The sequence below is a fragment of the Hymenobacter ruricola genome (assembly GCF_015694525.1).
GTDB classification, from domain to species: Bacteria; Bacteroidota; Bacteroidia; order Cytophagales; family Hymenobacteraceae; genus Hymenobacter; species Hymenobacter ruricola.
The window spans coordinates 57,901-72,267 of the sequence record NZ_JADQDM010000001.1; the positions used below are offsets into that span (position 1 = coordinate 57,901).

Below are 14,367 nucleotides of genomic sequence, written 5' to 3' on the forward strand. Positions count from 1 at the left end.
GCTTTTCTAACTGGAGCAATCGGCTCCTACCCAACACAATGAACCAGAAAATTCGCATCAAGCTGAAAAGCTACGACCACAACCTGGTCGACAAATCCTCCGAGAAAATCGTGAAGGCTGTGAAGGCCACCGGTGCTATCGTGAGCGGCCCCATTCCGTTGCCCACGCAGAAGGAGAAATTCACCGTGCTACGCTCGCCCCACGTGAACAAGAAGAGCCGGGAGCAATTCCAGCTCTGCACCTACAAGCGCCTAGTGGACATCTTCTCAACCTCATCGAAGACCGTTGATGCCCTCATGAAGCTGGAACTGCCCAGCGGCGTTGACGTAGAAATCAAAGTCTGAGAAGTCAATTTCAGTCTTAATTGAGTTAAAGCCCTGCCGTGATTCGTCGCGGTAGGGCTTTTTCTTTGGAACTTGCGGGGCCATTTTTCTGACTACATGCAATCTGTTTTCTCTGTTGCCCGCCTGCACTTAGCCGCATTGTTTTTCTGTAGTTGCATCATCGTCGGAATTTTCATTGCCCACTGGTTTCGGATTCTACCCAGTATCGGGATGGCCGGCATTGCGCTTACGGGGCTTATCTACGCCATTACATACCGTCATATAGCGAACAGCCAAGCATGGCCAGTATTTGGCAGCCTGTTTCTGGTATTCCTATTACACCTTTTCCAGGGCTTAAATACAGATGCGTCAAACATAGGCGAATACGGCCGTGACATAGTTCTGCAACTGCCGTTTCTCGCATTGGTACTTGGGTTCTGGCTGCTGCCGGCATTGCCAAGCCGATATTTGCGATGGCTGTGGTTGCTACTCATTACTGCGACCCTTGTTGCAGCTCTTGGAGCTACTATCAACTATCTGCTGCATACCAGTACCGTCAATGAGATGTATCTGCATTCGAAGGTGATGCCGACTGAGCCGGACCACATTCGCTTTAGTCTCATCATCGCATTGGCCATTGCGGCTGGAACTCTGCTGCTTGCGCATGGTGCAGTGCAACCTAAGTGGCGAGCGTGGCTTATTGGAGCAATTGTCGCCCTTGCTCTTTTCCTGCACTTGCTGGCTGTGCGTAGCGGGGAAATGACTTTTTACGCTTTAGGTGGACTGGCAATTCTGTGGTTGGTGCTCCGCAAGCGCCGGTGGAAGCAAGCCGGTGCGTTAGGAGCTGTTCTATTAATGCTACCCTTGCTGAGCTACCTGGCTTTTCCCACGTTTCGCAACAAGGTTTACAACACGCAGGAGGACGTTGGGAAGGTGAAGCAAACTGATGCTTCCGAAGGCAAAAACTTCTCTATTGCTGCTCGGGTGTATTCCTATAAATCTGCTCTGGCTGTGTGGCAGGATAATAAATGGGTAGGGGTGGGGAAAGCCGATTTGGAAGGGGAGATGGCAAAGCGCTACGTCAAGCTATATCCTGAAATGACCTCTGAATTCTACATCATGCCCCACAACCAATACCTCTACAACCTTGCCGCTTTCGGCACCTTGGGATTTGTGGTTTTCCTGGTTGGCATGTTCTATCCAGCGTGGTGGGCCCGCCGGAAGCACGCTCCACTACTGTTAGCCCAATACGTCAGCATTGCGCTTTCCTTCTTAGTCGAATACACGCTGGAAACGCAGATTGGCCTAGCCTTCGTAGTCTTCTTCCTGCTTCTGGCCTTGCAAGGCTCTTTGCCCAGCGACGACAACGACCCCACTTGGCGTCCGGCCTAACTCGCCCGGCAAAACACGCCTTCTGCCGGAGCTAACAGCCTCACTGCGAAAATATTTCTACGCTCGGTTGTGATTCCCGAGCCTTTTTTCCTATCTTTGCACTCCCTTAGCGAAAACGGCACTCGGTCGTTTTCTTTTTGTGTCATTTAATCATTAACAGAATGCCTGGCATCATCGGTAAAAAAATCGGTATGACAAGCCTCTTCACTCCGGACGGGAAAAACATTCCCTGCACGCTCATTGAAGCGGGTCCGTGCGTAGTGACGCAGGTTAAGACTATCGCGAATGACGGTTACACCGCCATTCAAATTGGGTACGGCGAGAAAAAAGAGAAGAATACCACCAAAGCCTTGGTTGGTCACTTCAAAAAAGCCGGTACGACCCCCAAGAAAAAACTGGTTGAATTCCGCCTCGACGCCGAATCGACCTACGCCGCTGGCGCCACCATCGATGCTACCCTCTTCGAGGAAGGCGAGTTTGTGGACGTAGTAGGCACTTCCAAAGGCAAGGGTTTCCAGGGCGTTGTAAAGCGTTACAACTTCCAGGGTGTTGGTGGCCAGACCCACGGCCAGCACAACCGCCTGCGTCACCCCGGTTCTATCGGTGCTTGCTCGTGGCCTTCGCGCGTATTCAAAGGAATGCGCATGGGTGGCCGCATGGGCAACGACCGCGTGAAAGTGCAGAACCTGAAGGTGATGCGCGTAGTAGGCGACAAGAACCTGATTCTGGTGAGCGGCTCGATTCCCGGCGCGAAGAATTCTTACGTGGTAATCGAGAAATAGACTAGTACGATGGAACTCGCAGTATATAACCTCAAAGGCGAAGACACCGGCCGCAAAGTGACCCTGTCTGACGCCATCTTCGGTCTCGAAGTAAACGAGCACGTGATGTACCTGGACGTGAAGCAGTACCTGGCCAACCAGCGCCAGGGCACGCACAAGTCCAAGCAGCGCAACGAGGTGCACGGCACCACGAAGAAGCTGAAGAAACAAAAAGGTACGGGCGGTGCCCGCGCCGGCAGCATGAAGTCGGGTGTGTTCGTTGGTGGTGGCCGGATGTTCGGTCCGCAGCCCCGCGACTACAGCTTCAAGCTGAACAAGAAGACCAAGCGCGTAGCTCGTTTGTCGGCTCTGTCGAGCCTGGCGAAGGATGGCAAAATCTCCGTTGTGGAGAACATTGCCATGACGGCTCCCCGCACCAAGGACTTCGTTGCCATCCTGGACGGCCTCAAGCTGACCAACGGCAAAAAGACCATGCTTGTAACCGGCGAGGTGAACAAGAACGTCATCCTCAGCGCCCGCAACCTGCAGAAAGTGAAAGTGTCGACGCCCATCGGCCTCAATACCCACGACTTGCTGAACACGGACACGCTCCTGATTTCGGAAGACGGCATGGCTTCATTGGTTGAACTCTATAGCACCGCCGAATAATGAGCACCCTGAAACGCCCCATCGTTACCGAAAAGGCCACCGGCCTCAACGAGAAAGGTCGCTACACCTTCGAAGTGGAGCGCACCGCCAACAAAGTGCAAATCAAGAAGGACATCGAAACGCTGTACGGCGTGACGATTACCGACATCAACACGATGCGCACCATTGGCAAAATGAAGTCGAAAGGCACCAAAGGCGGCCAGGTTTCCGGTCGTCGTGCCCACGGCAAGAAAGCCATTGTTACCGTGAAAGAAGGCGATGTAATCGACTTCTACGGCAACCTGTAGGCCTTTCGCCAACAAAAGATTCTTCCGCCGCAAAAGCACAACTAGCTAGTAATGGCACTTAAAAAACTCAGACCAACAACCCCAGGGCAGCGCTTCCGCGTTGCGCCGGCGTTCGACGAGATTACGACGTCGACCCCGGAGAAGTCGCTGATGACTTCCCTCTCCAAATCGGGTGGCCGGAACTCTTCCGGTAAAATGTCCAACCGCTACATCGGCGGTGGTCATAAAACCCAGTACCGCATCGTGGACTTCAAGCGCGACAAAGCCGGTGTTCCGGCCGTCGTGAAGTCCATCGAGTACGACCCCAACCGCACTGCGCGCATCGCCTTGGTAAACTATGCCGATGGTGAGAAGCGTTACATCATCGCTCCCGCCGGCATGACGGTAGGCGCGAAGATTGTGTCGGGCCCCGGCGTCGCTCCCGAAGTAGGCAATACCTTGCCGCTGCGCGAGATTCCCCTCGGTACCATCCTCCACAACATCGAATTGCAGCCCGGCCAGGGCGCTGCAATGGCTCGCTCGGCCGGTACCTACGCCCAAATCGTAGCCCGCGAAGAGAAGTACGCCACGCTGAAATTGCCTTCCGGCGAGATGCGCATGGTGCTCGTTACCTGCATGGCCACCGTTGGTACCGTGTCGAACGGTGACCACATGAACACCGTGATGGGCAAAGCCGGCCGTAACCGGTGGGCTGGTCGTCGTCCGCGCGTTCGTGGTGTGGTAATGAACCCTGTCGACCACCCCATGGGTGGTGGCGAAGGCAAATCGTCGGGTGGTCACCCGCGTAGCCGTAACGGCATTTTGGCTAAGGGCCAGAAGACCCGTAACAAGAACAAGTATTCGGAGAACCTGATTGTGAGCCGCAAAGGCAAGAAGTAATATATGGCACGTTCACTCAAAAAAGGGCCGTACATTGACTTCCGGCTGGAAAAGAAAGTCACGGCACTCGAAACGGCTGGTAAGAAATCGGTGGTGAAGACTTGGTCGCGCCGCTCGATGATTTCCCCGGATTTCGTTGGCCACACATTCGCTGTTCACAACGGCAATAAGTTCATCCCGGTGTATGTGACCGAGAACATGGTAGGGCACAAGTTGGGCGAATTTGCCCCGACGCGTAACTTCCGTGGTCACGTCGCCAAAAAAGATAAAGGCAAGCGCTAAGATGGAAGCAGTAGCAAAACTCCGCAATGTGCCGACCTCGCCTCGTAAGATGCGACTGGTGGCCGACCTCGTGCGCGGCAAGAAAGTGACCCAGGCCCTCGGCCTGTTGCGCTTCGAAGCCAACATCGGCGCCGAGAAGATTGAGAAACTGCTCCTTTCGGCCTTGGCCAACTGGCAGCAGCACAACGAAGAAGAGCGGATTGAAGACGCAAACCTCTACATCAGCGAAATCTTCGTGGACGAAGGACGCCAGCTGAAGCGCCTGCGCCCCGCCCCCCAGGGCCGTGGCCACCGCATCCGCAAGCGCAGCAACCACGTGACGTTGAAAATCGACACAAAAGTTGAAAAGCTTGGCTCCAAGCACGCCAAAGAAGTTGGCACCACCGAAAATCCTAAGGCCGACGCCAAATCCTAATTTAGTATGGGACAGAAAGTAAATCCGGTTGGCTTCCGCTTGGGAGTTATCAAAGGCTGGGACTCCAACTGGTACGGCGGCAAGGACTTCGCCGAGAAACTGGTGGAGGACGAGAAAATCCGCAAGTACATCAACGCGCGCATTCAGAAAGGTGGCATCAGCCGCATTGTGATTGAGCGCACCCTGAAGCGCATCACCATCACCATCAACACGGCTCGTCCGGGTGTGGTAATCGGTAAAGGCGGTCAGGAAGTAGACAAGATTAAGGACGAGCTGAAGCAAATCACCAGCAAAGACGTTCAAATCAACATCTTCGAAATCAAGCGTCCGGAGTTGGATGCCAAACTGGTAGGTGAGAGCATCGCCCAGCAGCTGGCCGCTCGTATCTCCTTCCGTCGCGCCATGAAAATGTCGATTCAGGCTGCCATGCGTGTTGGTGCCGAAGGCATCAAGATTCAGTGCGGTGGCCGTCTCGGCGGTGCGGAGATTGCCCGTTCGGAGCAGTACAAAGAAGGTCGTACGCCGCTGCACACGCTGCGCGCCGACATCGACTACGCTTTGTCGGAAGCTCAGACCGTGTATGGCAAAATCGGCATCAAGGTGTGGGTAATGCGCGGTGAGGTGTTCGGCAAGCCCGACCTCTCGCCCAACCAGCAGCTCACCAACCCCGGTGGCGGCGAAGGTGGCGGTGGTCGTCGTGACGACCGTGGCCCCCGCGGCGAGCGTCGCGAAGGCGACCGTGGCCCGCGTCGTGACGGTGGTGCCGGTCGTGGCAACGCTGGTGGTGGCGACCGCGCCCCCCGTGGCGCTGGCGACAACGCCGGTCCCCGTCGCAACGGCCCCGCCCAAGGCGGTGGTGCTGCCGGCGGTGCCGCTCGCGGCCCGCGTCGCTAAATCATTGTTCGGTGTAGAGACGCGACACTTCGCGTCTCTACGCTAGAACGATTTTTCCGCTTTAGCCTGACGGCGCGGAACCGGAGACGCGAAGTATCGCGTCTCTACATCCCTAGAATCTCTTTTAAATTTCAATAAAATGTTACAACCGAAAAGGACCAAGTATCGCAAGATGCAAAAGGGTCGCGTAACAGGCCTCGCCTACCGCGGCAGCTCCATAGACTTCGGTTCGTTCGCTATCAAGTCGCTGGAAGTGTCTTGGATTACGGCTCGCCAAATTGAGGCTGCTCGTATCGCCATGACCCGCGCCATGAAACGCGAAGGGCAAGTATGGATTCGCATTTTCCCCGACAAGCCGATTACCAAGAAGCCCGCTGAGGTGCGCATGGGTAAAGGCAAAGGCTCGCCCGAGTATTGGGTAGCCTGCGTGAAGCCCGGCCAAATCATGTTCGAGTCGGACGGTGTGTCGCTGGAAGTAGCTAAAGAATCGCTGCGTCTGGCGGCTCAGAAGCTCCCCGTAAAAACTTCATTCGTGGTTCGCCGCGACTATACGGACGCTGCTTAAGTCATGAAGAACAAGACCGACCTCAAAGGCCTTTCCGCTGAAGCGCTGAAAGAGCAAATCAAAACCGAGCAGGCTCAGGGCCAGCAGCTGCGTTTCGCCCACGCGATTTCGCCCCTGGAAAACCCCGCCCGCCTCAAGGCCAACCGTAAAAACGTCGCCCGCTTGCTCACCGAGCAGACTCGTCGGAACAACGAGCAGGCCTCTAACCCCGCTTAATTCCGATGGCAACCGACGTAACAACCCAAGACCAAGCCGTAGCTGAAGACTCGCGCAACATGCGCAAGGAAATCACCGGCACGGTAACGAGCTCGAAGATGGACAAGTCCATTACCGTGGCTGTGGTGCAGAAACAAAAGCACCCCAAGTACGGCAAGTTCGTGACCAAAACCACGAAATTCCACGCCCACGACGAGAAAAACGAGTGCGGCGAAGGCGACACGGTGCGCATCATGAGCACCCGTCCGCTGAGCAAGACCAAGCGGTGGCGCCTGGTTGAAATTGTTGAACGCGCTAAATAATTCAGTCCGATGATACAGCAAGAATCCCGCCTGACGGTGGCCGACAACAGCGGCGCCAAGGAAGTCCTCTGCATCCGCGTTCTGGGTGGCACGGGCAAGAAATACGCCAGCGTTGGCGACAAGATTGTGGTAGCCATCAAGTCGGCTATCCCTTCGGGCAACGCCAAGAAAGGCACCGTGAGCAAGGCCGTGGTAGTACGTGTGAAGAAGGAAGTGCGCCGCAAAGACGGTTCGTACATCCGCTTCGACGACAACGCCGCCGTGTTGCTCAACAACAACGACGAGCCCCGCGGCACGCGCATCTTCGGCCCCGTGGCCCGCGAGCTGCGTGAGCGTCAGTTCATGAAAATCGTATCCCTAGCCCCCGAAGTACTCTAAGCCATGGCTATCAGAAAAGCAGACCCCGTGCAGCTGCACGTAAAGTCGGGCGATACCGTGAAGGTGATTGCTGGCGACGAAAAGGGCAAAACCGGCGTTATCAAGTCGGTGAACCGGGTGACTCAGCGCGTAACCGTTGAGGGCCTGAACCTGGTGACGAAACACAACAAGCCGAGCGCCAAATCGCCCCAGGGCGGCATCACCAAGATGGAGGCGCCCATGCACGTGAGCAACGTGCAGGCTATCAACCCCACCACCGGTGAGCGGGTACGTAAAGGTGCCGCCGCGGCCGCAGCTCCGGCTGCTGCTCCTGCCAAAGCCAAGCGTGCCTCTGCCAAAACGGCTTAAGCAGCCCCCTTCATCATGGCCCGTCTCAAAGACATTTATCAAAAAGACGTCGTACCCGCGCTCCAGGAGAAATTCCAGTTCAAGAGCATCATGCAGGTACCGCGCATCACCAAAATCTGCATCAACCGCGGCATTGGTGCGGCTGTTGCTGACAAGAAATTGGTCGACAACGGCGTGGAAGAGCTGACGACCATCACCGGTCAGAAAGCCGTTCCGACCATTGCCAAGCGTTCGGTGTCGAATTTTAAGCTCCGTGAAGGCATGCCCATCGGTGCCAAAGTGACCCTGCGCGGCGAGCGCATGTACGAGTTCATGGACCGCCTGCTGACGGTGGCCCTGCCCCGCGTACGTGACTTCAAAGGCATCAACGACAAAGGGTTTGATGGTCGTGGCAACTACACGCTCGGCGTGAAGGAGCAAATCATCTTCCCCGAAATCTCGATTGACAAAATCAAAGGTATCTCGGGCATGGACATCACGTTCGTGACCACCGCCGAGAACGATGAGCAGAGCTACGAGCTGCTGAAGGCGTTCGGTATGCCTTTCGCCAACGCTAAAAAAGACGCTTAATCTTCCGAACTCATGGCTAAAGAATCCATCAAAGCACGGGAGCGCAAGCGCATTGCCACCGTGGCCCGCTACGCTGAGAAGCGCAAGGCTCTGAAAGCTGCCGGCGACTACGAAGGTCTCGACAAGCTGCCCAAAAACGCTTCGCCCGTGCGCCTGCACAACCGCGACATGATTGACGGCCGCCCCCGCGGCTACATGCGCAAGTTTGGCATCAGCCGCGTGCGTTTCCGCGAAATGGCTCTCGCCGGGAAGATTCCCGGTGTGACCAAGTCGAGCTGGTAGTCCAGTTTAGGCTTTTCGCTAAGCAATAAAATAGGCGCTTCCACTTTGGTGGGGGCGCCTATTTTTGTTTTGGGGTATTGCGATTTCAGACATTTGCTATTTCTAATTTAATAAGCGCTTATGCTCATATGTATGTCAAAAATGCGCCCCTTTATACTGTTGTTATTTTTAGCACCTACTATTTCGGCTTGCGTAAAGAAGCGAGAGAATCAGACCATACAATACCTGACCGCAGGTAATGCAAAGTATTGGGCGGAAGTGATGCCATACCCAGTTAAAAAATACATGGGGTTGAGGTTTGATTTGAGTGGACGTTGTGATAGGTATAGTGAAAATATGACTGATGGCAAGTCTAAAATAAGGGTGAAGTTTGCGAGTTATGATTATTCCCCAAAGTGGGCGATAATTGACGACAGCACACTAAATGTCGTAGGGCTTGGTAAGGTCAGGGTAGAATACTTAGACGAAAACGTGATGGTATTAAATCAGATGCAGTTTAAAAAGACGATTGTGTATTTGAAAGCTAAAGACCAGAGTACAGAACTAGTAGTAGATACATTTGGACCTTCTTTGCGCATGTGATTATGCCGAGCCTCCCGCCCCTCCAAGTTTCTTCAGAAGCGCGCCGGGCGGGTGGGGGAGGGATGAGCATAATGAGCTACCCAGCCACTCCCGTTTCTCATGCTGCTGAGGCGGCGGGGAGGGGCGAACCCGCAGGGCGGCTGGTGCGTTATACCGGCACTTTGGTATTACCTTTACCACACAAAAAATAAGGAGCCGAGCACCCGGCCCGACTCCTTACCAACTACCCGAGTAGATGAGAGAGCAGGAGGAAGCCAATGGCCTTACCTGCCCCGCTCAGAAACCCCAGCAAAACCGGCTTCCACCAGTCTCGCAGTAGTTTTTTCACGCTGTCCCTTTTCATTTGGAGATGAAGTTGAGGGTTGCATCAAAACCCCGCTTCTGAACCCTCGACTGTTAGCGCAGCCGGGGGTTCGCCTTTTTAGGGCAAACCGCTGTGGCCGGGGACTACCTGCGCTTGCCGCGAAGATAGCCGGCCGGCCTCTGCCAGCCACCCCCCTTTCCCTAGCTGCTGGGACGGCGGGTGGCGGGGCAAAACGTAGTGTTGCGGCCTAGCTGCCGCACCTGCCGGCTATGGGTGTCTCAATGCTTTATCAGCATAATGCCCAAACCGGGATGCTCCGCCAAACGAAGCATCCCGGTTTGGGCATTATGCCTTTTGCTGTTCTACAGAGGCCTCCGGATTTCCATAGGTGCCCGTAGAACGTTTTTCAGGACCCTCCGAATTTCCAGGGGCTCCGAAAAACGTTCCTCGGGCACTTCTGCATTTCCAGGGACTCTGTAGAACGTTTTACGGGCACCTGTGGAAATCCGGAGGGGCCCGTAGAACGCTTCGTGGGCCTACGCGGAAGCGGCGGCGTCCTCATCGGAGGAGCGGTAGGAGGGGGGCAGCACCGAGAAATCGAAGTATTCGGCGACGCGTTCGGGCGTTTTGTAGTAGTGGGCCAGCAGGGCGGCGTACACGCCGAAGAGTTCGGTGAGGAGGTCGGTTTCGTCGGCGTCGAGGTCGGTGCCGGCGGTTTTGACTTGCTTCTTGCGCTTGTCCTGCTCTTGGCGGGCGAGGGCGTACTGAGCGTTCAGGGTTTGGGCGTCTTTAAACAGGGCCGCCCCCTGGGGCACGTCGTCTTTGTGCTGCGACAGGGTTTTGACGAAGGTGGCGAAGGCGGTGCCCATGGTTTGGCGCGAGGCCCCCGAAAACTGGGAGCGGCCTTCGGGGAAGAACTGCTTGAACAGCTCGGGCGCGGTTTCTTCCATTGCCGCGAAGTTGACCTTGTAGGCCCGCTTCATGAACTGCTTCACGAGGCCAAAGGCGGTTTCGGCCAGCAGGGTTTGGGCGCCGCGGCCGGCGCTGGCCCCGGCCTGCCCCAGGAGGCCGGTGTCGAAGCTGTCGTAGAGCGGCTGAAGCAGGTCGATTTTGGCCTGCCACTGCGCGCCGTCGTTCTGAAGGGCTTGCAAGGTGTAGCCGGTGATGGACTTCAAATCCTGGCGGGAAATGACGAGGTGCAGCAGCCAGTTGCGGAACTTGCGGCTGAAGAGCTTGGTGGACGTTTTTGCCATGAGGAATAGGGATAGATAAACCGCGGGCGACATTGCCCAGAGGCGGGTCAATAGTAGTCAAGAAAAGCGGAACAATAGGGGAGGGGTCCTGGCAATAAGGGGTAGCCGGTTAATTTTAGTTATAGCTCCGCCACAGTAGTTCACTCGAAACCATGGAAACCTACGTTATCGGCGACATACACGGCGCCGCCCGCGCCCTCGACCAGGTATTGGAACGCAGCCCCTTCCGCCCCGGCATCGACCGCCTCATCCAGCTCGGCGACGTAGCCGACGGGTGGCCCGACACGCCGGCCTGCGTCGAGCGGTTGCTGGGCATCCCCCACAGCATCTGGCTGCAAGGCAACCACGACTGGTGGGCGGCCGAGTGGCTGGCCACGCAACTGCCGCTCGAAGAAGTAAACCCCTATTGGTACAAGCAAGGCGGCCGCGCCACGTTCGATGCCTACCAGCGACTGCCCGCCTCCGAGCGCTCCCGGCATTTCCACCAGTTCTTCGGTGAGCAGCGCCCCTACTTCGAAGACGAGGCCAACAACCTCTACGTGCACGGCGGCTACACCCCCCACCGGCCCATCGCCGAGCAAGACCCCTACGACCTCATCTGGAACCGGGACCTGTGGGACGGCAACCAAACCGCGACCGGCTACCACGAATGCTTCATCGGCCATACCTCCACCTGGGCCTATAAGAAAGTGCCCTGCCAAACCAACAACGTCTGGAACATCGACCAAGGCGCCGGCTACCGGGGCCGTCTGAGCATGCTGAACGTGCGGACCAAGGCCTTCGTGCAAAGCGACCCCGTGCCCGAACTGTATCCCAACGTGGCGGGAAGATGACAGCGACAGACTGCTTGCCACAAGGAATTTTGTGAGCAGGCTTGCAAAAGCCCCTGAAAGCCTGCTACCTTTGCACTCCCAAAACCTGAGGCTTGCCTCGAAACCATTTGGCAGGTTGCCAAAAGAAACCATTGGCCGTGCCGTCGCCGGGCGTGCCAAGTAGTCTTAACCGAAATTTCGTTGGTCCCGTTGGGCACCCGGCGAAATTTTCTTATCTTTGCGCTCCGAAAAAAGCGGACGTATTTAATTAATAATGAACACTGACCCCATTGCCGACTACCTGACCCGGGTACGCAACGCCATCAAGGCGAACCACCGGGTGGTAGAAATCCCGGCCAGCAACATCAAAAAGGAAATCACGAAAGTGCTGTACCACAAAGGGTACATCCAGTCGTACCGTTTTGATGATTCGTCGGTTCAGGGCACCATCAAAATTGCTCTGAAGTACAACCCCACCACGAAGGCCCCCGCCATCACCAAGCTGCAACGCGTTTCAACGCCCGGCTTGCGTCAGTACGTGGCCGCCGACAACCTGCCCCGCGTCCTCAGCGGCCTAGGTGTGGCCATCATCTCGACCTCGAAAGGCGTGATGACGGAGAAAGAGTGCAAAACCGAGAACGTGGGCGGCGAGGTGCTGTGCTACGTGTACTAGTCCGGAACCGCTTTAGCAAATTCAATTATGTCACGTATTGGTAAACTGCCGATTTCCGTCCCCGCCGGGGTCGCTATTTCGGTCGACAAAGACAACGCGGTGACGGTGAAAGGCCCCAAGGGCTCGCTCACTACGCAAGTAGACCGCGACATCGCCGTTGCTATCGAGGACGGTACCCTCACCGTAACCCGTCCCACCGAGCAGAAGCGCCACAAGGCCATGCACGGCCTCTACCGCTCGCTCATCAACAACATGGTAACCGGTGTGAGCACCGGCTTCACCAAGCAGCTCGAGCTGGTAGGCGTAGGCTACAAAGCCTCGCTCGTAGGCAGCACGCTGGAACTGGCCCTCGGCTACTCGCACAACGTGTACATCGCCCTCCCCGGCGAAGTATCCGCTACGGCCGTAACCGAAAAGGGTAAGAACCCGATTGTGACGCTCAACAGCATCGACAATCAGCTGCTGGGCCAGGTGGCCGCCAAAATTCGTTCGCTGCGCAAAGTGGAGCCCTACAAAGGCAAAGGTGTGCGCTTCGTGGGCGAGATTATCCGTCGCAAAGCTGGTAAAACGGCCTCTAAATAAGTTCGCATCATGGCATTTGATAAAGCAACTCGCCGCAAGCGGATTCAGCGCATCATCCGCACGAAAGTGTCCGGTACCACGGAGCGTCCGCGCCTGTCGGTGTTCCGCAGCAACACGGGCATTTATGCTCAGATTATCGACGACACGACCGGCCGCACCCTCGCTGCCGCTACGTCGAAAAAAGTAACCGCCGAAGGTGGCAACGGTGTGGCCCTGGCCGCTGCCGTAGGCCGTCAGGTAGCCGCGGTTGCCCTGGAGAAAGGCATCACGAAAGTGGTGTTCGACCGCTCGGGTTACCTCTACCACGGTCGCGTAAAATCATTGGCTGAAGGTGCTCGCGAAGGCGGCCTCAATTTCTAAACTATCATGGCGCAAGAACGCGACAACAATCGTCCTGGCGGAGACCGTCAGCGCAGCAACGACCGCGACCGGAACAAGGACAACTCCCGCATGGGTGCTGACTCCGACTTCAAAGAAAAAGTAGTAGCCATCAACCGCGTAGCGAAGGTGGTGAAAGGCGGTCGCCGCTTTAGCTTCTCTGCCATCGTGGTAGTAGGCGACGGCAACGGCAACGTAGGCTACGGCCTCGGCAAAGCCAACGAAGTAACCGACGCCATTGCCAAAGGCATTGACGACGCCAAGAAGAACGTGGTGAAAGTGCCGATGTACAAGCACACCGTTCCTCACCTCATGGAAGGCCGCTACGGCGGTGGTTTCGTGCTCATCCAGCCCGCCGCGGCTGGTACGGGTGTAATCGCCGGCGGTGCAATGCGCGCCGTGTTCGAGAGCGCCGGTATCAAGGATGTGCTGGCGAAGTCGAAAGGCTCGTCGAACCCTCACAACGTGGTGAAAGCAACGTTTGCAGCCCTCGCCAAAATGCGCGACCCGTTGCAAATCGCTCAAGCCCGTGGTATTTCTTTGGCCCGCGTTTTTAACGGTTAATTGACATGGCACAAATTCAAGTAAAGCTCGTGCGCAGCGCCATTGACCGCCCCGAGCGTCAGAAGCGCACCGTTCAGTCCCTCGGCCTGAACAAACTCAACAGCACCGCTACCCACGAATCGAACCCGTCCATCCTGGGCATGGTGAAGAGCGTGCAGCACCTGCTCCAAGTAACCGAACTGTAAGACTATTATCGTCATGCTTAATCTCAGCAATTTATCGCCTGCCTACGGCTCGACTAAAAACGAGAAGCGGATTGGCCGGGGCGAAGGCTCCACGCGCGGTGGCACGTCGACCCGTGGTCACAAAGGCGCCAAGTCGCGTTCGGGCTACAAGCGCAAGTCCGGCTTCGAAGGTGGCCAGATGCCCCTCCAGCGCCGTGTGCCCAAGTTTGGCTTCACGAACATCAACCGCGTCGAGTACAAAGCCATCAACCTCGATGTGCTCGCTGGCCTTCTCGAGAAGAACAGCGCCACCACCCTGGATGCCGCTTACTTCGTGGCCGCCGGTCTGGTTTCGAAAAACGCCAAAATTAAAGTTCTCGGCCGCGGCGAAATCGCCACTGCTGTGGAAGTTCATGCTCACGCCTTCTCGAAATCGGCTGTTGAAGCCATCGAGAAAGCTGGCGGCAAAGCGGTAACGCTCTAATAGCTACC

25 protein-coding genes are annotated in these 14,367 nt (G+C 56.4%); 24 read left to right on the forward strand and 1 reads right to left on the reverse strand.

The window, feature by feature from the left end; genetic code table 11:
- The first annotated feature begins 38 nt into the window (after window positions 1–38).
- From rpsJ to I2H31_RS00345, 17 genes are all read left to right on the forward strand, one after another.
- Entirely contained in the window at window positions 39–344 is a 306-nt protein-coding gene (gene rpsJ / locus I2H31_RS00265; RefSeq protein WP_190925673.1) for a 30S ribosomal protein S10, read from the forward strand.
- Window positions 345–440: 96 nt separating this feature from the next.
- The gene (locus I2H31_RS00270; RefSeq protein ID WP_196291004.1) at window positions 441–1,715 is read left to right on the forward strand and encodes an O-antigen ligase family protein; all 1,275 of its coding nucleotides are present in this window, start codon (window positions 441–443) and stop codon (window positions 1,713–1,715) included.
- A gap of 161 nt (window positions 1,716–1,876) precedes the next feature.
- Window positions 1,877–2,497, forward strand: coding sequence for a 50S ribosomal protein L3 (rplC, locus tag I2H31_RS00275; protein WP_196291005.1), 621 nt, complete (start codon window positions 1,877–1,879; stop codon window positions 2,495–2,497).
- Window positions 2,498–2,506: 9 nt separating this feature from the next.
- Window positions 2,507–3,145: a 50S ribosomal protein L4 gene (rplD, locus tag I2H31_RS00280; RefSeq protein ID WP_196291006.1), complete on the forward strand. Its 639-nt coding sequence runs from the start codon at window positions 2,507–2,509 to the stop codon at window positions 3,143–3,145.
- Window positions 3,145–3,432, forward strand: coding sequence for a 50S ribosomal protein L23 (rplW, locus tag I2H31_RS00285; protein ID WP_035567908.1), 288 nt, complete (start codon window positions 3,145–3,147; stop codon window positions 3,430–3,432). Before rplD ends, rplW begins: the two co-directional genes overlap by 1 nt.
- Window positions 3,433–3,483: 51 nt before the next feature.
- Window positions 3,484–4,311, forward strand: coding sequence for a 50S ribosomal protein L2 (gene rplB, locus I2H31_RS00290; protein ID WP_196291007.1), 828 nt, complete (start codon window positions 3,484–3,486; stop codon window positions 4,309–4,311).
- A gap of 3 nt (window positions 4,312–4,314) precedes the next feature.
- Window positions 4,315–4,593, forward strand: coding sequence for a 30S ribosomal protein S19 (rpsS, locus tag I2H31_RS00295; RefSeq protein ID WP_068191730.1), 279 nt, complete (start codon window positions 4,315–4,317; stop codon window positions 4,591–4,593).
- Window position 4,594: 1 nt separating this feature from the next.
- The gene (gene rplV, locus I2H31_RS00300; protein ID WP_196291008.1) at window positions 4,595–5,008 is read left to right on the forward strand and encodes a 50S ribosomal protein L22; all 414 of its coding nucleotides are present in this window, start codon (window positions 4,595–4,597) and stop codon (window positions 5,006–5,008) included.
- Between the two features lie 6 nt (window positions 5,009–5,014).
- Window positions 5,015–5,902 (forward strand): 30S ribosomal protein S3, encoded by an 888-nt coding sequence (rpsC, locus tag I2H31_RS00305; protein ID WP_196291009.1) that lies wholly within the window; start codon window positions 5,015–5,017, stop codon window positions 5,900–5,902.
- A 139-nt stretch (window positions 5,903–6,041) separates the two neighbouring features.
- Complete coding sequence (gene rplP, locus I2H31_RS00310; RefSeq protein WP_046246580.1) at window positions 6,042–6,467, forward strand: 50S ribosomal protein L16; 426 nt, start codon at window positions 6,042–6,044, stop codon at window positions 6,465–6,467.
- A gap of 3 nt (window positions 6,468–6,470) precedes the next feature.
- Window positions 6,471–6,683, forward strand: coding sequence for a 50S ribosomal protein L29 (rpmC, locus tag I2H31_RS00315; protein ID WP_196291010.1), 213 nt, complete (start codon window positions 6,471–6,473; stop codon window positions 6,681–6,683).
- Between the two features lie 5 nt (window positions 6,684–6,688).
- A complete protein-coding gene (rpsQ, locus tag I2H31_RS00320; protein WP_196286022.1) occupies window positions 6,689–6,985 on the forward strand; it encodes a 30S ribosomal protein S17 in 297 nt (98 codons plus the stop codon).
- Window positions 6,986–6,994: 9 nt separating this feature from the next.
- Complete coding sequence (gene rplN, locus I2H31_RS00325; RefSeq protein WP_035567895.1) at window positions 6,995–7,363, forward strand: 50S ribosomal protein L14; 369 nt, start codon at window positions 6,995–6,997, stop codon at window positions 7,361–7,363.
- 3 nt (window positions 7,364–7,366) lie between these two features.
- The gene (gene rplX, locus I2H31_RS00330; RefSeq protein ID WP_196291011.1) at window positions 7,367–7,711 is read left to right on the forward strand and encodes a 50S ribosomal protein L24; all 345 of its coding nucleotides are present in this window, start codon (window positions 7,367–7,369) and stop codon (window positions 7,709–7,711) included.
- Between the two features lie 15 nt (window positions 7,712–7,726).
- The gene (rplE, locus tag I2H31_RS00335; protein ID WP_196291012.1) at window positions 7,727–8,281 is read left to right on the forward strand and encodes a 50S ribosomal protein L5; all 555 of its coding nucleotides are present in this window, start codon (window positions 7,727–7,729) and stop codon (window positions 8,279–8,281) included.
- 12 nt (window positions 8,282–8,293) lie between these two features.
- On the forward strand, window positions 8,294–8,563 hold the full coding sequence (gene rpsN / locus I2H31_RS00340) for a 30S ribosomal protein S14 (RefSeq protein WP_035567891.1): 270 nt from the start codon (window positions 8,294–8,296) through the stop codon (window positions 8,561–8,563).
- Between the two features lie 141 nt (window positions 8,564–8,704).
- Complete coding sequence (locus I2H31_RS00345) at window positions 8,705–9,145, forward strand: hypothetical protein (protein WP_196291013.1); 441 nt, start codon at window positions 8,705–8,707, stop codon at window positions 9,143–9,145.
- A gap of 840 nt (window positions 9,146–9,985) precedes the next feature.
- Here the strand turns inward: I2H31_RS00345 and I2H31_RS00350 are convergent.
- Window positions 9,986–10,702, reverse strand: coding sequence for a hypothetical protein (locus tag I2H31_RS00350; RefSeq protein ID WP_196291014.1), 717 nt, complete (start codon window positions 10,700–10,702; stop codon window positions 9,986–9,988).
- Window positions 10,703–10,854: 152 nt separating this feature from the next.
- Here I2H31_RS00350 and I2H31_RS00355 point away from each other — a divergent pair, with 152 nt between their 5' ends.
- The 7 genes from I2H31_RS00355 (at window position 10,855) to rplO (ending at window position 14,359) form a co-directional block, all read left to right on the forward strand.
- Window positions 10,855–11,535, forward strand: a complete 681-nt coding sequence (locus I2H31_RS00355; protein WP_196291015.1) for a metallophosphoesterase — start codon at window positions 10,855–10,857, stop codon at window positions 11,533–11,535.
- Between the two features lie 253 nt (window positions 11,536–11,788).
- The gene (gene rpsH, locus I2H31_RS00360) at window positions 11,789–12,187 is read left to right on the forward strand and encodes a 30S ribosomal protein S8 (RefSeq protein ID WP_068191741.1); all 399 of its coding nucleotides are present in this window, start codon (window positions 11,789–11,791) and stop codon (window positions 12,185–12,187) included.
- Between the two features lie 27 nt (window positions 12,188–12,214).
- Window positions 12,215–12,769 (forward strand): 50S ribosomal protein L6, encoded by a 555-nt coding sequence (rplF, locus tag I2H31_RS00365; RefSeq protein WP_196291016.1) that lies wholly within the window; start codon window positions 12,215–12,217, stop codon window positions 12,767–12,769.
- A 9-nt stretch (window positions 12,770–12,778) separates the two neighbouring features.
- The gene (rplR, locus tag I2H31_RS00370) at window positions 12,779–13,129 is read left to right on the forward strand and encodes a 50S ribosomal protein L18 (RefSeq protein WP_196291017.1); all 351 of its coding nucleotides are present in this window, start codon (window positions 12,779–12,781) and stop codon (window positions 13,127–13,129) included.
- Window positions 13,130–13,219: 90 nt separating this feature from the next.
- Window positions 13,220–13,711, forward strand: coding sequence for a 30S ribosomal protein S5 (gene rpsE, locus I2H31_RS00375; RefSeq protein WP_035567955.1), 492 nt, complete (start codon window positions 13,220–13,222; stop codon window positions 13,709–13,711).
- Window positions 13,712–13,716: 5 nt separating this feature from the next.
- Window positions 13,717–13,896 (forward strand): 50S ribosomal protein L30, encoded by a 180-nt coding sequence (gene rpmD / locus I2H31_RS00380; protein ID WP_190925707.1) that lies wholly within the window; start codon window positions 13,717–13,719, stop codon window positions 13,894–13,896.
- Window positions 13,897–13,909: 13 nt separating this feature from the next.
- Window positions 13,910–14,359 carry a 50S ribosomal protein L15 gene (gene rplO, locus I2H31_RS00385; protein WP_196291018.1) on the forward strand — a complete coding sequence of 150 codons (450 nt, stop codon included), beginning with the start codon at window positions 13,910–13,912 and terminating at the stop codon, window positions 14,357–14,359.
- The last annotated feature ends 8 nt before the right edge of the window (window positions 14,360–14,367 follow it).

What these genes read in the sequence shown, in the direction of transcription:
- rpsJ (WP_190925673.1), top strand. Translation starts at nt 39, where the DNA reads ATGAACCAGAAAATTCGCATCAAGCTGAAAAGCTACGACCACAACCTG.
- I2H31_RS00270 (WP_196291004.1), top strand. Translation starts at nt 441, where the DNA reads ATGCAATCTGTTTTCTCTGTTGCCCGCCTGCACTTAGCCGCATTGTTT.
- rplC (WP_196291005.1), top strand. Translation starts at nt 1,877, where the DNA reads ATGCCTGGCATCATCGGTAAAAAAATCGGTATGACAAGCCTCTTCACT.
- rplD (WP_196291006.1), top strand. Translation starts at nt 2,507, where the DNA reads ATGGAACTCGCAGTATATAACCTCAAAGGCGAAGACACCGGCCGCAAA.
- rplW (WP_035567908.1), top strand. Translation starts at nt 3,145, where the DNA reads ATGAGCACCCTGAAACGCCCCATCGTTACCGAAAAGGCCACCGGCCTC.
- rplB (WP_196291007.1), top strand. Translation starts at nt 3,484, where the DNA reads ATGGCACTTAAAAAACTCAGACCAACAACCCCAGGGCAGCGCTTCCGC.
- rpsS (WP_068191730.1), top strand. Translation starts at nt 4,315, where the DNA reads ATGGCACGTTCACTCAAAAAAGGGCCGTACATTGACTTCCGGCTGGAA.
- rplV (WP_196291008.1), top strand. Translation starts at nt 4,595, where the DNA reads ATGGAAGCAGTAGCAAAACTCCGCAATGTGCCGACCTCGCCTCGTAAG.
- rpsC (WP_196291009.1), top strand. Translation starts at nt 5,015, where the DNA reads ATGGGACAGAAAGTAAATCCGGTTGGCTTCCGCTTGGGAGTTATCAAA.
- rplP (WP_046246580.1), top strand. Translation starts at nt 6,042, where the DNA reads ATGTTACAACCGAAAAGGACCAAGTATCGCAAGATGCAAAAGGGTCGC.
- rpmC (WP_196291010.1), top strand. Translation starts at nt 6,471, where the DNA reads ATGAAGAACAAGACCGACCTCAAAGGCCTTTCCGCTGAAGCGCTGAAA.
- rpsQ (WP_196286022.1), top strand. Translation starts at nt 6,689, where the DNA reads ATGGCAACCGACGTAACAACCCAAGACCAAGCCGTAGCTGAAGACTCG.
- rplN (WP_035567895.1), top strand. Translation starts at nt 6,995, where the DNA reads ATGATACAGCAAGAATCCCGCCTGACGGTGGCCGACAACAGCGGCGCC.
- rplX (WP_196291011.1), top strand. Translation starts at nt 7,367, where the DNA reads ATGGCTATCAGAAAAGCAGACCCCGTGCAGCTGCACGTAAAGTCGGGC.
- rplE (WP_196291012.1), top strand. Translation starts at nt 7,727, where the DNA reads ATGGCCCGTCTCAAAGACATTTATCAAAAAGACGTCGTACCCGCGCTC.
- rpsN (WP_035567891.1), top strand. Translation starts at nt 8,294, where the DNA reads ATGGCTAAAGAATCCATCAAAGCACGGGAGCGCAAGCGCATTGCCACC.
- I2H31_RS00345 (WP_196291013.1), top strand. Translation starts at nt 8,705, where the DNA reads ATGCGCCCCTTTATACTGTTGTTATTTTTAGCACCTACTATTTCGGCT.
- I2H31_RS00350 (WP_196291014.1), bottom strand. Translation starts at nt 10,702, where the DNA reads ATGGCAAAAACGTCCACCAAGCTCTTCAGCCGCAAGTTCCGCAACTGG.
- I2H31_RS00355 (WP_196291015.1), top strand. Translation starts at nt 10,855, where the DNA reads ATGGAAACCTACGTTATCGGCGACATACACGGCGCCGCCCGCGCCCTC.
- rpsH (WP_068191741.1), top strand. Translation starts at nt 11,789, where the DNA reads ATGAACACTGACCCCATTGCCGACTACCTGACCCGGGTACGCAACGCC.
- rplF (WP_196291016.1), top strand. Translation starts at nt 12,215, where the DNA reads ATGTCACGTATTGGTAAACTGCCGATTTCCGTCCCCGCCGGGGTCGCT.
- rplR (WP_196291017.1), top strand. Translation starts at nt 12,779, where the DNA reads ATGGCATTTGATAAAGCAACTCGCCGCAAGCGGATTCAGCGCATCATC.
- rpsE (WP_035567955.1), top strand. Translation starts at nt 13,220, where the DNA reads ATGGGTGCTGACTCCGACTTCAAAGAAAAAGTAGTAGCCATCAACCGC.
- rpmD (WP_190925707.1), top strand. Translation starts at nt 13,717, where the DNA reads ATGGCACAAATTCAAGTAAAGCTCGTGCGCAGCGCCATTGACCGCCCC.
- rplO (WP_196291018.1), top strand. Translation starts at nt 13,910, where the DNA reads ATGCTTAATCTCAGCAATTTATCGCCTGCCTACGGCTCGACTAAAAAC.